We start from the raw sequence: 13,116 nt of genomic DNA, 5'->3' as shown, positions 1-13,116 counted from the left end.
AGGACAAATTCACGTGGGGCTACCGGACGGTACACCCGGTGGATATCAGGGTTCCCGGCCGTGTCCATGGCCCTGGTTGCCGCTTCGGTATTGGCATTCCAGCCCGGAGGGCTGTTCCGGTTCGTGTGGGTCAAACTGCTGATCCTGCTGGCGGCCCTGGTTTGTGCCGTTCTTTCGCCCGCTGCCGCGCGCCTTCCCAGATGGGTGACTTGGACCGTTGCAGCCGGGGCTGTCTGGATCGCCGCGGCGATGCTGTCGTCTGCGGCGCCCGCGGTAAGCATCGCAGGCAGGTGGCCCAGATATGAAGGCATCCTCACTATAGGCGTCTACATTGCGCTGTTTGCGGCAGGAGCAAGGCTTTTAGGTGGAGAAATTGCAGGCCGGGCGTGGGGCCGTCTCAGGTTGTCGCTCGCAATCGTGGCAATGGTCCTGGTGGTCATCAGTGGGCTGGAAGCCGCCGGTCTCCGCCCGTTGGGTGGTGTGGCGGACGCCCGCCCAGGAGCCACCCTCGGCAATGCCACTGATCAAGGTCTCATCGGACTGGTGATTGCGGGGGTCCTCTCGGCCTTCCCGAAGGGACCTGGTCCGGTTCAGCGGTGGATTCAGCGCGCCGGCTTCCTTGCTGCCCTGGCAGTGGTGTTCCTTTCTGCTTCGCGGGCAGCCTTGATGGGAGCTGCAATCGTTGTTGTTGTCGCCTCAGTTCTGTGGCTGAAGAGCCGTGGGGGCACGGCCCCCTGGTCCCTGGTTGCACTCCCTCTCGTGGCGCTTGCGATATTCGCAGGCTCAGCCCTCCTGGTCCCGGCGGCCGGCTCGCGGCTTTTCTCAGCAGGAACCGTTGATGGGAGGTGGATGCTGTGGGAGCGGACCTGGTTGTTCGTCCAGGAACGTTTATGGTTTGGGGCAGGCCCCAGCGGCTTTGTCGACGTTTTGCCGGGCTACCTGGATAGATTATGGGCTGAACGAACAGGCGACGCCTTTCCTACGGATTCGCCCCACAACCTGCCTCTTCAGCTGCTCTCCGCAGGGGGAGTTCCACTGCTCCTTATCGCTGCCTTTTTTGCCTGCCTGTTCGTGAAAACGGCGCTGGCGAAGATCCGGCATTGCCAGGAGTTTCGCCAGCGCCAGCAGTTGATTGCCGCGCTGGCCGCGGTGGCTGCCTATGCCCTCGCGCTCTTGACGCATTTCACTTCCCCCGGGACCACCGGTCTGGTTGCGTTTATCTGTGGCGGACTCGTGGGAGTGGAACTGCATCGAAGGGCACTGCCGTGGTTGCCACCGGCTGCCCGGGCGGCGAGGCCGTGTGCAGCGGCGTTGGTGCTGGCAGCAGCAGCACTCGCCGTGGTTGTGCCGGCAGCCGCAGCCGAGTGGCCCATGGCTAACGGCGCCCGGGCTGCCCGCCTGGGCGACATTGCCGGCGCAGAGGCCTCTTTCCAAACGGCCCTCCGCCTCCGCCCCTGGGACACGGACGTCAGACTGCTGGCAGCGCAAGCCTTCGCTGGCCCGGCTACCGATGGGAACACGGAGGCTGCCCGTGCCGCGACGAAATGGGGCGACCAGGCATTGGATTCGACGCCCCAGTCCCTGGAAGCCGGGATAGCTGCGGCCATCGGCTGCCTTTACGGCGGGAGGCTGCCGGAAGCCAAATCGCGGCTGGACGGGCTTACGGAACTGGCGCCCTATTCGGCCGGGGTTTACGTCCAGCGTGGGGTGGCTAACTTTGGACTCGGCAACGCAGGCGAAGGGATAGCGGACCTGCAGTTCGCGGCGTCATTGGAACCATCGTTGGACACGCCCTGGCTCCTCCTGGCCGGAATCTACGATCGGTTAGGGGACGTGGAGAATGCCCGGCAAGCTCTGCTACGTGCCCAGGAACTTGCTGCCGGCTAAGCGCCCTCCCATGGATTGCCCGGAACCTGACCAGGCAACCTACGTTGCGCCCGATAACTCAATATGCGGCTTGCTGGCCGATTTGTGCCAGCCGAAACTCTCGGGTAGAGTAATTTCTCGTGCTGAGGCGCACGGAGCACAGGTTGAGGCCTGAAACTCCGGCCCAAAAGTATCATTGGGATATGGTGTAATTGGCAACACTACGGTTTCTGGTACCGTCATTCTAGGTTCGAGTCCTGGTATCCCAGCTCTGGTTCAGGCACTGAAAAGGTGTTAAAAATCAGGGGTTTCAAGCCGGTCCGCCGATTTGAAACACTCGCTGAGTGTATGAAATACTCACTGAGCAGACCGGCTAAAACCCGGTTGGAAGCGCAAGCTTCCTGGAAGTACGCGGCCCCATCGTATAGCGGCCTAGTACGCTGCCCTCTCACGGCGGTAACGCGGGTTCGAATCCCGCTGGGGTCACCAATGAAATGGTCCCGGGCAAATGCCCGGGGCCATTTTGCTTTGCCCTCAAACACGTCGCCCCCATACCCGGGCTACCCTCCATCACGTCCCGCTACATATTGGGGGGACGCTCCATCACGTCCTGCATCAATTTGGGACGCCCCACTACTCTTGCGAATCAGCCGGAGGTACTCCCGGCACGCTGCCTGCGGCAGCACCGCCGTCGAACCCCACCACGAACTGATAGAGCGCTGCCCCAAAGGGCTGCGGGCGGGAGGTGATGGGGCGTTGGAGGGGATGCTCCGGGAGGTGATGGGGCGTTGGAGGGGATGCTGCGGGAGGTGATGGGGCGTTGGAGGGGATGCTGCGGGAGGTGATGGGGCGTTGGAGGGGATGCTGCGGGAGGTGATGGGGCGTTGGAGGGGATGCTGCGGGAGGTGATGGAGCGTTGAGGAACCAGGGGCTGCACATACTTTTGCAACTGTGCCGGTGGGCAGGAACGGGACCAAGGCCACCCTGAACTGGCATGATGTTGCTGTGACCTCACGGAACGAGCAAGACTCTCCGCACGATCCGCAGACGGCCCTGCCGGCTTTGGCGGCAGTGACCCTGCTGGAAGAGGTGCGCGGTGATCTTGCCGGCGCGGCACTGCCGCTGGCCTTGCCGGATGCGGAGCAGGCCCGGCGCGATGCCGCCGGTGCGGTGGCCCAGCTCGATGACTACATCCTTCCCCGGTACCGCAGCCTTGACGCTCCGCTCCTGGCCGTCGTTGGCGGTTCCACGGGCGCGGGCAAGTCCACGCTGGTCAACGCATTGGTTGGCCACCCCGTCACGCGGTCGGGCGCTATCCGCCCCACCACCCGCCAGCCCATCCTTCTGCACCACCCGTCGGAGGCGGCCTGGTTTGAGGGCCAGCGCGTCCTGCCCAGCCTGAGCAGGATCCGGGGATACGTCACCAGCAGCCCGGTGCCGGCCAGCCGCGCAGGCGCCATCCCGGACGCGGGTGCCATGTCCTCCCTCGTTCTCGTGGCCGAACCCGCAGTCCCTGCAGGAATCGCGGTCCTGGACGCCCCCGACGTCGACTCGATTTCGGATGACAACCGCAAGCTGGCAGCGCAGCTCCTCGCCGCTGCCGATCTATGGATCTTTGTCACAACCGCCAACCGCTACGCCGACGCCGTCCCCTGGAAACTGCTCCTCGACGCAGCCTCCCGGGACATCATGGTGGCGGTGGTGCTGGACCGCGTACCGCCGGAGGCGGAAACAGAAGTCAGCGAGGACCTGCGTAGCCTGTTGGACCGGGAGGGCCTGGGCGCGGCACAGCTGTTTATCATCCCGGAGACCCCCTTGGATCCGCTGGGCATGCTGCCGGCCGCCACAGTCCTCCCGTTGCGGACCTGGCTCGCAGAGCTGGCCGCAGATGCCGCCGGCCGTTCAGAAATCGCCCGGCGTACGCTTAACGGGACCGTCAGGGCGCTGGCCAGCCGTGTTGCTGCCGTGGCACAGGCTGCCCGGGAACAGCAGGTTGCGGCGGACAACCTCGAAGCCGCTGCGGTGGCGGCCTACAGCGATGCTGCCGGCCGTATCCTCGACGCCACCAAGGACGGCGCCCTGCTGCGCGGAGAAGTGCTTGCCCGCTGGCAGGACTTCGTGGGCACCGGCGAGTTTTTTCGTGTGCTGGAGCAAAACGTCGGCCGGTTCCGTGATCGGCTGGGCGCGTTCTTCCGCGGCGAGCCGGCCCCCGCCGTGCGGGTCGAAGCAGCCATCGAGACAGGCCTGCAGGCCGTCATCATCGACGAGGCTGCAAATGCCGCCGAAGATGCCGACCACCGCTGGCGGACCGACTCCGCGGGGCGCCAACTGCTCGGGACGGATGACCTCTCCGGGACTACGCCGGGCTTCGGGGACCGGACCGCCACCGAAATCAGGGCCTGGCAGGAAGCGCTGATGGAACTGATCCGCACCGAAGGCCAGGGAAAGCGGACCCAGGCCCGCTGGCTGTCCTTTGGGATCAACGGACTGGGTGCAGCCCTGATGATAGTTGTGTTCTCGATGACCGCCGGACTGACAGGACTGGAGGTTGGCGTGGCGGGCGGAACCGCTGTGGTGGGCCAGCGGTTGCTTGAAGCGGTCTTCGGCGAGGACGCGGTCCGGCGCATGGCCGAAAAAGCGCGCGAGGACCTTCACGCCCGCTGCCAGCGCCTGTTGCAGGACGAGCGGCAGAAGTTCCTGTCCCGGCTGCCGGAGCGCGATGTAGGCGCCCCGCAGGCCCTTGCCGCCCAAGCGGACGCACTGGTCCGGCTGGCGGACAACGCATGAGCCGCCACAGCGACACCCGCGATGCCTCGCGGCTTGACCGCCGGCTTTCGGCCCTCAACGATGCCCGCGAGCTTGGTGAAGGTGTCCTTCCCGACGAGTCCCTCCAGGAAGTGTTCAGCGTCCTTGAGCGTGCCACTTCACGCCGGTCGCTTTCGGCCGACCACACCGTGGTGGGGTTCTTCGGCGCCACCGGAAGTGGCAAGTCCTCCCTTTTCAACGCGGTCAGCGGAGCTGAAATTGCGACGGCGGCAGCCCGCCGCCCAACGACGTCGGAGCCTTTGGCGGGGGTCTGGGGAGCCGAGGGCAGCGAACCCCTGCTCGACTGGCTGGACGTCCGCAACCGGCACCACGCCGCAGCTGTGGAAGGGTTCGCTGATGAGGAAACCGGCCTGATCCTGCTGGACCTGCCGGACTTCGATTCCACCAGGGCAGCAAACCGCGAAGTGGTCCAGCGGATGGTGGGCCTGGTGGACGTCCTGGTCTGGGTTCTCGATCCCCAGAAGTACGCGGACGCAGCCGTGCACAATGACTTCCTGTCGCGCCTGGCCTCGCATGGCGCCGTGACGCTGGTGGTCCTCAACCAGGTGGACCGGCTGCCGGAGCAGGACGTGCAGCCCGTCCTGGAATCCTTGCGGTCCATCCTTGCCCGGGACGGACTTGCCAAGGTCCAGGTGCTCGCCGCCTCCGCCTTGACAGGGGCAGGGGTGGACAAGGTCCGTGGGGCCATCCGGAGCGTAGCGGTAAAGCGGAAAGCCCAGTCGCAGCGGCTCGCTGCAGACATCACCAGGGCTTCCGCGGAACTGGGCGCGGTTTCCGGCGGGGGAGAAGCCGCAGGTGTCCGCTCGGCGGCAAAGGCACGCCTGGCTGAAGAGCTCGCGGTGGCAGCCAACGTACCCACGGTGGTTCGGGCGGTAGCCCAGTCCTACCGGCTCGAGTCCGTGAAGCGCACGGGGTGGCCGGTGACCAGGTGGCTCTCCAGGTTCCGGCCTGATCCGCTGCGCCGACTCAATCTGCGAAGTGCTGCTCCGTCTGAGCTGAACCGGACCTCGCTGCCGCCGGCGGGGGCGCCGGAGCGGGCCCGGACGGACGCCGCGGTCCGGGAGTTCGCCGATACCGCCAGTGCGGGTGCTCCCGGTCCATGGCGGGCCGCCATCCGGGGTGCGGCCCGCGAGGGGAGGGAACGCCTTCCGGACGCGCTTGACCAGGCCATCGCCGGAACGGATCTTGCTGCCAACCGCAGGTCCTGGTGGTGGGGAGTGTTCAATGTGGTGCAATGGCTTGCCCTGCTCACGGTACTTGGAGGCTTGGGCTGGCTCGGCGTCATGGCCGCCCTTGGCTATTTCCAGATGCCCGTTCCGGAGGTGCCAAGGGTTGAGGGCTGGCCGCTGCCTACGCTGATGGTCGCAGCCGGGGTGGTGCTGGGGATCTTTTTGGCCATTACCGGCCGCTTTATTGCCGCTGCCGCGGCAAATGCACGGGCGGCGAGGGCGGGGAGACGGCTTAATGCTGCGGTGGCCGCAGTGGCCCAGGAACTTGTGGTGGATCCCGTGGAGGTGGAAGTCACCAGGCTTGCCGCTTTCAATGCCGCGCTGAAGACGGCTGAGGCGGGATAGGCACCGCCCCTTCGGGAACTGGGAGGCGGCTAACTGCCGGCGGCCGCGAGTTCCGCAGCGGCGTCCCGGACCTTGATCAGGGTCCGCAGGTTCCGGGTTGTGGTCGAGGCCTTGAACCTGGGTTTGGCGGAGATCTTGCTGAAAGGACTGTCCAGTGTGCCGCCGGCGGGTGCCAGCCAGGCCAGTGCCTCGGGACCCAGCCTCTTCTGCTCCGCCCCTTCCAACACCGCTCCGGCAGCATCGAGTTCATCCAGCATCGCTCGGTCCGATGAGAGCGTGATGTAGGTGTGGGTGCTGTTGTCATCGTCCGGGTAGGGGCAGGCTGCCACCAGTTCGGACACGCGGGCGGCCTCAAGCACCACCACCCATGCGTCATAGCCAAATGCTTCGCGGAGGCGCTTCTCGCACTCCCGCTTCACCGCTGACGCATCCAGGCTGCTGGCCAGCACCACGTTTCCGCTGGCAAGCAGGGTACGGGCATCGGAAAAGCCCGCGGCCTTCAGCGCTTCCCGGAGCTCGGCCATTTTGATATTGATGCCGCCCACGTTGATGCCCCGGAGAAACACTGCATAGCTGCCCATGGCGAAAATCCTAGCGGCAGCAGCCGGCGCAGGGTGTCAACCGCTGTTCTTGCGTCAATCGTTGTTCTTGCGCAGGGCCTCGGTGAGGACCCGGCCCGCGTTGCAGACCACTTCTGCGTGGAGCCTGCCGGGCTGCCGGGTGAGGCGCTCGATCGGCCCGGAAATTGAAACAGCGGCTATGACCCGGCCGGAAGGTCCCCGCACGGGTGCGGAAACTGAGGCGACCCCCGGCTCGCGTTCGCCGAGGCTCTGGCCCCAGCCCCGCCGTCGTACGCCTGCCAGGACAGTGGGCGTGAAGCGGGCCGACTGCAGCCCCTCAAGAAGGCGGTCGTGGTCCTCCCACGCAAGCAGGACCTGGGCAGCCGATCCTGCCTTCATGGACAGCTGCGTGCCCACCGGGATGGTGTCGCGCAACCCGATGGGGCGCTCGGCGGAGGCGACGCAAACGCGCCAGTCGCCCTGCCTGCGGAAGATCTGTGCACTTTCGCCCGTGGCGTCGCGCAGCTGCATCAGCACAGGGCCGGCGGAAGCGATCAAACGGTCCTCGCCTGCAGCCGACGCCAGCTCAACCAGCCGGCTTCCCAGGACAAAGCGGCCCTGGATGTCCCGGCTCACCAGCCGGTGATGGACAAGGGCCAGGGCAAGGCGGTGGACGGTGGGCCGGGCCAGTCCGGTAGCGGCTACCAGCTGTGCCAATGTGGTGGGGCCGGCCTCGAGTGCATCAAGTACATGGGCCGCTTTATCAATGACACCGACTCCACTAGAATTGTCCATGTAATGATATTGCCGTCTCATTATCTGAGATGCAAATCTTTCGGCTGGCGCAGTGCGAAGGCGTACTGGTTCAGTGGAACTCATCAGCCAAACAGCAGTGAAGGGAGATGGCCATGGCAAAGACATTGGCCGAGAAAGTCTGGGACGCACACGTGGTGCGCAAAGGCGACGGCGACGGAGCCAACGCCCAGCCGGACCTTCTCTTCATCGACCTCCACCTTGTCCACGAGGTCACGTCGCCCCAGGCTTTTGAGGGCCTGCGGCTGGCCGGCAGGAGGCTGCGCCGACCTGACCTGACCATCGCCACGGAGGACCACAACACTCCCACGCTGGACATCGACAAGCCTATCGCCGATCTGACCAGCCGCACCCAGATCCAGACCCTGCGCAACAACTGCGCCGAGTTCGGTGTCCGGCTGCATTCCCTCGGCGACGCCGAGCAGGGCATCGTGCACGTGGTGGGCCCGCAGCTGGGCCTTACCCAGCCGGGCATGACTGTTGTCTGCGGCGACTCGCACACCTCCACCCACGGTGCTTTCGGCGCGCTGGCCATGGGCATTGGCACCTCCGAGGTGGAGCACGTCATGGCCACCCAGACGCTGTCCCTGAAGCCGTTCAAAACGATGGCCATCAACGTTGAAGGCGCGCTGCGGCCCGGCGTCACCGCCAAGGACATCATCCTTGCCGTCATCGCCAAGATTGGCACCGGCGGCGGCCAGGGTTACGTCCTGGAGTACCGCGGCTCCGCAATCCGCGCGTTGTCCATGGACGCCCGGATGACCATCTGCAACATGTCCATCGAAGCCGGTGCCCGCGCCGGAATGGTGGCGCCGGACGACACAACGTACGACTACATGCAGGGCCGTCCGCACGCCCCGCAGGGCGCCGAATGGGATGCCGCCGTCGAGTACTGGAACACCCTGCGTACCGACGACGACGCCACCTTCGATGTACAGGTGGACCTGGACGCCGACACCCTGGAGCCGTTCGTCACCTGGGGCACCAACCCCGGCCAGGGCGTCTCGCTGTCCGAATCAGTGCCGTCCCCTGAGGACTTCGGCGACGAAAACGCCAAGGCCGCCGCCGAGCGCGCCCTGCAGTACATGGGCCTCGAGGCGGGCACGCCCATGAAGGACATCCGGGTTGACACGGTCTTCCTCGGATCCTGCACCAACTCCCGTATGGAGGACCTGCGCGCCGCCGCGGACATCATCCGCGGCCGCCGGAAGGATCCGAACATCCGGATGCTGGTGGTGCCCGGTTCGGCACGTGTCCGCCTGGAGGCCGAGGCCGAGGGCCTGGACAAGGTCTTCAAGGACTTCGGTGCGGAATGGCGTTTCGCGGGCTGCTCCATGTGCCTGGGCATGAACCCGGACCAGCTGGCCGTGGGGGAGCGCTGTGCCTCCACCTCCAACCGCAACTTCGAAGGGCGGCAGGGCAAGGGCGGCCGTACCCACCTGGTGTCGCCGGTGGTGGCAGCAGCCACGGCCATCCGCGGCACGCTCAGCTCGCCGTCGGACCTTGATCCAGACCCGGTGGTTGAGCCTGTCGAAACCCCCATCCGCACCGACGCAGCCTAGGACACGCCATGGAAAAGTTCACTACCCACACCGGAATCGGCGTCCCGCTGCGCCAGAGCAACGTGGATACGGACCAGATCATCCCTGCGGTCTACCTCAAGCGCATCACCCGCACAGGATTCGAGGACGCCCTGTTCTCAGCGTGGCGCAAGGACCCGGCCTTCATCCTGAACCAGGCGCCATTCAGCGCCGGTTCCGTACTGGTGGCGGGCCCGGATTTCGGTACCGGTTCCTCCCGTGAGCACGCTGTCTGGGCGCTGAAAGACTACGGTTTCAAGACCGTGCTCTCCTCCCGGTTCGCCGATATCTTCCGGGGCAACTCGGGCAAGCAGGGATTGCTCGCCGCCGAAGTCGCCCAGGATGACATCGAACTGATCTGGAAGGAACTGGAGAACGCTCCCGGGACCGAGGTCACCGTGGACCTCGTGTCCAAGACGGTGGTCTGCGGCAACATTGTGGCACCCTTCGACATCGACGATTACACCCGGTGGCGCCTGCTCGAAGGGCTGGATGACATCGGGCTGACCCTCCAGCACGAGGCGGACATCACTGCCTACGAAGCCACCCGCCCCGCCTTCAAGCCGAAAACCCTGCCGGCCCGCCTTTCCTGAGCCGGCTCAGGCAGCTCTGACAGGGGCGACGGCGGCACGGCACACCCTGCCGCCGTCGTCCGCGTATTTCGGTTCGGTAACGCGACCTCCTATGCTTGGTTGGAGCCTTTGCAAGGATTTTGGGGCTAGTCATCGTTAGGAAACCGGTATATGAGTAGTATTCTGACAATCCGCGGCGGAGTCCCGCTTACGGGCCGCGTCACCGTCCGCGGAGCGAAAAACCTCGTTCCCAAGGCGATGGTGGCGGCGTTGCTGGGCAACGAACCGTCGGTGTTGCGGAATGTGCCGGAAATTAAGGACGTGGAGGTAGTCACCTCCCTCCTCCAGCTGCACGGAGTCACTGTGGTCAAGGATCCGGTGAACGGGGACCTCACCCTGGACCCCAAGGCGGCCAAGACCGCACCCAGCACAGCCATCGACGCGCATGCCGGCGACTCCCGGATTCCCATCCTCCTGTGCGGCCCGCTGATCCATGCCATCGGTGAAGCGTTCATCCCGGACCTTGGCGGCTGCAAGATCGGCGACCGTCCCATTGACTACCACCTCGATGTGCTCCGCCAGTTCGGCGCCGTGGTGGAAAAGCGGCCGGGCGGCATCCACATCTCCGCTCCGAGGGGCCTGCACGGCGCCAAGATTTCCCTGCCGTACCCGTCCGTCGGGGCTACCGAACAGGTGCTGCTCAGCGCCACCCGGGCCGAGGGCATCACCGAACTTTCCGGCGCCGCTACCGAGCCGGAGATCATCGACCTCATTGCAGTGCTGCAGAAAATGGGCGCGATCATCAGTGTCCAGACCGACCGCACCATCCGCATTGAAGGTGTACGCGACCTCGGCGGCTACAACCACCGCGCGCTGTCGGACCGCAACGAGTCGGCGTCGTGGGCCTCCGCTGCCCTGGTCACCAAAGGCGACATCTACGTGGAAGGCGCCTCCCAGCGCGACATGATGACCTTCCTCAACACCTACCGCAAGGTGGGCGGCGGCATGGACATCGGCGAAGAAGGCATCCGCTTCTACCACCGCGGCGGGAAGCTCAACCCGCTGGTCCTGGAAACAGACGTGCACCCCGGCTTTATGACTGACTGGCAGCAGCCGCTGGTGGTGGCGCTGACGCAGGCCGAAGGCGTCTCGATTGTCCACGAAACCGTCTACGAAAACCGGTTTGGTTTTACTGATGCCCTCATCCGCATGGGCGCCAGCATCCAGGTGCACCGTGAATGCCTGGGCAGCGTTCCCTGCAGGTTCGGCCAGCGCAATTTCCTCCACTCCGCGGTGATTTCCGGGCCCACCCAGCTCAAGGGAACCGACATCGACGTGCCGGACCTCCGCGGAGGCTTCAGCCACCTGATCGCGGCCCTGGCCGCCACCGGAACCTCGCGGGTGACCGGGATCGACATCATTAACCGTGGCTACGAGCGTTTCACCGAAAAGCTCGCCGGACTTGGTGCCGACTTCGACATCACCACAACGAAGTAGCGGCCCAAGTGAAGGAATCGGCCAAGAGCCGCGCCACCCTTGCGGTGGTCGCCGGCATAGTACGTCCCTTGTTCAACCTCATGATGGACAAGAAGTGGGAAGGCATTGAGAAGCTGCCTGCCAGCGGTTTTATCGCGGCGCCCAACCACTGCACCGAGATCGATCCGCTGATCATCGGCCACCTGCTCTACAACAGCAAGCGGGCGCCGCACTTCCTGGCGAAGTCCGGACTCTTCAAGGTTCCCGTCCTGGGCTGGGTCCTGCGGGCAACCAAGCAGGTCCCGGTGGAACGTTCGACGGCGGGTGCCAACCGTTCGCTGCAGGTGGCGCAGGAGATTGTTGCCGAGGGCGGCGCCATCATCATTTATCCCGAGGGCACATTGACCCGGGACCCTGACCTGTGGCCCATGAGGGGCCACACCGGCGCGGCACGGCTGGCTCTCGAAGGCGGCATTCCCGTGGTTCCGATCGCCCATTGGGGTGCGCACGAAGTGTTCCCCCGCTACGGCAAGCGCTTCCACCTGTTCCCCCGCAAGAAGTCGAGGGTGGTGGTGGGCGATCCCGTCGACCTCAGCGCCTTCAGCGGCCGTCCGCTGGACAAGGCAACGTTGACCGCGGCCACCGACGCCATCATGGATGCCATCACCCAGCTCCTGGCAGAGATCAGGGGCGAGCAGCCTCCAGCGGAGCGGTGGGACCCGGCCAGGCAGCAGCAGGCGAAGCACGGCCGCTTCGTGGAGCGCGGGCAGCAGCAGACCGGGGAACGGAACAACGGTGAGCTCTGAGGGGAATCACCCCGGTTCGGCCCGGTCCGTTGCAGTACTCGGCGCGGGCTCATGGGGGACAACATTCGCCAAGATCCTGGCGGATGCTGCCACCGCCGCAGGCGAGCCGCGCGCCATCCGCCTCTGGGGCCGGCGGAGCGAAGTGGTGGACGAAATCAACACGTTCCATCGCAACTCCCAGTACCTGAAGGACATTGCCCTCCCGGAAAGCATCACCGCCTCCACGGACGTCCGCGATGTCCTTGAAGGGGCGGACCTGGTGGTCCTGGCCGTTCCGGCCCAGTCCCTGCGGCCGCAGTTGCGCGGGTGGAAAGACATGATTGCCCCCGGCGCCATGGTGGTTTCCCTGATGAAGGGCCTTGAACTGGGTACCGACGCCCGGATGAGCGAGGTCATCAGCCAGGAACTCGGCTTGCCCAACGAGCGCATTGCCATCGTCTCCGGGCCAAACCTTGCCATGGAAATTGCCCGTGAAGAACCCACGGCCTCGGTAGTCGCCTGCACCGACCCGGCTCCTGCAGGCTGGATCGCCCGCAGCTGCACTGCACCCTACTTCCGCCCTTACACCACCTCCGACATCGTTGGGGTGGAGATCGGCGGCATCGTCAAGAATGTCATCGCGCTGGCGGTGGGCATCTGCGAGGGCAGGCAGATGGGGGACAACACCAAAGCTTCCGTCATTACCCGCGGTCTCGCCGAAACGTCCCGCCTGGCCCTTGCCTTGGGCGGGGAAGCGAAAACGATGGCCGGCCTGGCCGGGCTGGGGGATCTGGTGGCAACCTGCTCCTCGCCCCTGTCGCGCAACCACACTGCCGGGCGGCTGCTGGGCCAGGGCCTGACGCTGGAGGAAGTGGGCCAGAAAATGACCCAGACCGCCGAAGGCATCAAATCCGGCCAGGCCGTCCACGAATTGGCAGCAAAGCTGGGCGTCGAGATGCCCATCACGGCAGCCGTCGTGGCGGTGCTGGCAGGCAAGCTGTCCGTTGACCAACTGGGGCCCGTCCTGCTGGCCCGGGAACTGAAACCTGAAGGCGATTACTGAC

The 13,116-nt window shown here is 65.6% G+C and carries 10 protein-coding genes and 2 tRNA genes; 10 read left to right on the top strand and 2 right to left on the bottom strand.

Annotated elements, in window-relative coordinates:
- Positions 1–66: 66 nt before the first annotated feature.
- The 5 genes from M1E07_RS12565 (at position 67) to M1E07_RS12545 (ending at position 6,266) form a co-directional block, all read left to right on the top strand.
- Positions 67–1,887, top strand: a complete 1,821-nt coding sequence (locus tag M1E07_RS12565; protein WP_461190394.1) for an O-antigen ligase family protein — start codon at positions 67–69, stop codon at positions 1,885–1,887.
- Between the two features lie 176 nt (positions 1,888–2,063).
- Positions 2,064–2,135, top strand: a tRNA-Gln gene (locus M1E07_RS12560).
- A 144-nt stretch (positions 2,136–2,279) separates the two neighbouring features.
- Positions 2,280–2,355, top strand: a tRNA-Glu gene (locus M1E07_RS12555).
- A gap of 582 nt (positions 2,356–2,937) precedes the next feature.
- Positions 2,938–4,653, top strand: coding sequence for a dynamin family protein (locus M1E07_RS12550; protein WP_461190393.1), 1,716 nt, complete (start codon positions 2,938–2,940; stop codon positions 4,651–4,653).
- Positions 4,650–6,266 (top strand): GTPase, encoded by a 1,617-nt coding sequence (locus M1E07_RS12545; protein WP_461187017.1) that lies wholly within the window; start codon positions 4,650–4,652, stop codon positions 6,264–6,266. The genes M1E07_RS12550 and M1E07_RS12545 overlap by 4 nt, the downstream gene beginning before the upstream one ends.
- Positions 6,267–6,295: 29 nt before the next feature.
- Here M1E07_RS12545 and M1E07_RS12540 read toward each other — a convergent pair whose 3' ends face one another.
- Positions 6,296–6,847, bottom strand: a complete 552-nt coding sequence (locus M1E07_RS12540; protein ID WP_461187016.1) for a DUF1697 domain-containing protein — start codon at positions 6,845–6,847, stop codon at positions 6,296–6,298.
- A 54-nt stretch (positions 6,848–6,901) separates the two neighbouring features.
- Positions 6,902–7,621 carry an IclR family transcriptional regulator gene (locus tag M1E07_RS12535; RefSeq protein ID WP_104042168.1) on the bottom strand — a complete coding sequence of 240 codons (720 nt, stop codon included), beginning with the start codon at positions 7,619–7,621 and terminating at the stop codon, positions 6,902–6,904.
- 113 nt (positions 7,622–7,734) lie between these two features.
- On the opposite strand from M1E07_RS12535, the gene leuC reads away from it, so the two are divergent.
- From leuC to M1E07_RS12510, 5 genes are all read left to right on the top strand, one after another.
- Positions 7,735–9,201, top strand: coding sequence for a 3-isopropylmalate dehydratase large subunit (gene leuC / locus M1E07_RS12530; RefSeq protein ID WP_461187015.1), 1,467 nt, complete (start codon positions 7,735–7,737; stop codon positions 9,199–9,201).
- Positions 9,202–9,209: 8 nt separating this feature from the next.
- On the top strand, positions 9,210–9,812 hold the full coding sequence (gene leuD / locus M1E07_RS12525; RefSeq protein WP_461187014.1) for a 3-isopropylmalate dehydratase small subunit: 603 nt from the start codon (positions 9,210–9,212) through the stop codon (positions 9,810–9,812).
- 150 nt (positions 9,813–9,962) lie between these two features.
- Positions 9,963–11,288, top strand: coding sequence for a UDP-N-acetylglucosamine 1-carboxyvinyltransferase (gene murA / locus M1E07_RS12520; protein WP_461187013.1), 1,326 nt, complete (start codon positions 9,963–9,965; stop codon positions 11,286–11,288).
- A gap of 8 nt (positions 11,289–11,296) precedes the next feature.
- The gene (locus tag M1E07_RS12515) at positions 11,297–12,073 is read left to right on the top strand and encodes a lysophospholipid acyltransferase family protein (RefSeq protein ID WP_461187012.1); all 777 of its coding nucleotides are present in this window, start codon (positions 11,297–11,299) and stop codon (positions 12,071–12,073) included.
- Positions 12,063–13,115: an NAD(P)H-dependent glycerol-3-phosphate dehydrogenase gene (locus M1E07_RS12510; RefSeq protein ID WP_461187011.1), complete on the top strand. Its 1,053-nt coding sequence runs from the start codon at positions 12,063–12,065 to the stop codon at positions 13,113–13,115. Before M1E07_RS12515 ends, M1E07_RS12510 begins: the two co-directional genes overlap by 11 nt.
- The last annotated feature ends 1 nt before the right edge of the window (position 13,116 follow it).

Source organism: Arthrobacter sp. Z4-13, from assembly GCF_054792705.1.
This window is presented reverse-complemented; position numbering and strand designations above follow the sequence as displayed.

What these genes read in the sequence shown, in the direction of transcription:
- leuD (WP_461187014.1), top strand. Translation starts at nt 9,210, where the DNA reads ATGGAAAAGTTCACTACCCACACCGGAATCGGCGTCCCGCTGCGCCAG.
- M1E07_RS12565 (WP_461190394.1), top strand. Translation starts at nt 67, where the DNA reads ATGGCCCTGGTTGCCGCTTCGGTATTGGCATTCCAGCCCGGAGGGCTG.
- M1E07_RS12535 (WP_104042168.1), bottom strand. Translation starts at nt 7,621, where the DNA reads ATGGACAATTCTAGTGGAGTCGGTGTCATTGATAAAGCGGCCCATGTA.
- leuC (WP_461187015.1), top strand. Translation starts at nt 7,735, where the DNA reads ATGGCAAAGACATTGGCCGAGAAAGTCTGGGACGCACACGTGGTGCGC.
- murA (WP_461187013.1), top strand. Translation starts at nt 9,963, where the DNA reads ATGAGTAGTATTCTGACAATCCGCGGCGGAGTCCCGCTTACGGGCCGC.
- M1E07_RS12545 (WP_461187017.1), top strand. Translation starts at nt 4,650, where the DNA reads ATGAGCCGCCACAGCGACACCCGCGATGCCTCGCGGCTTGACCGCCGG.
- M1E07_RS12540 (WP_461187016.1), bottom strand. Translation starts at nt 6,847, where the DNA reads ATGGGCAGCTATGCAGTGTTTCTCCGGGGCATCAACGTGGGCGGCATC.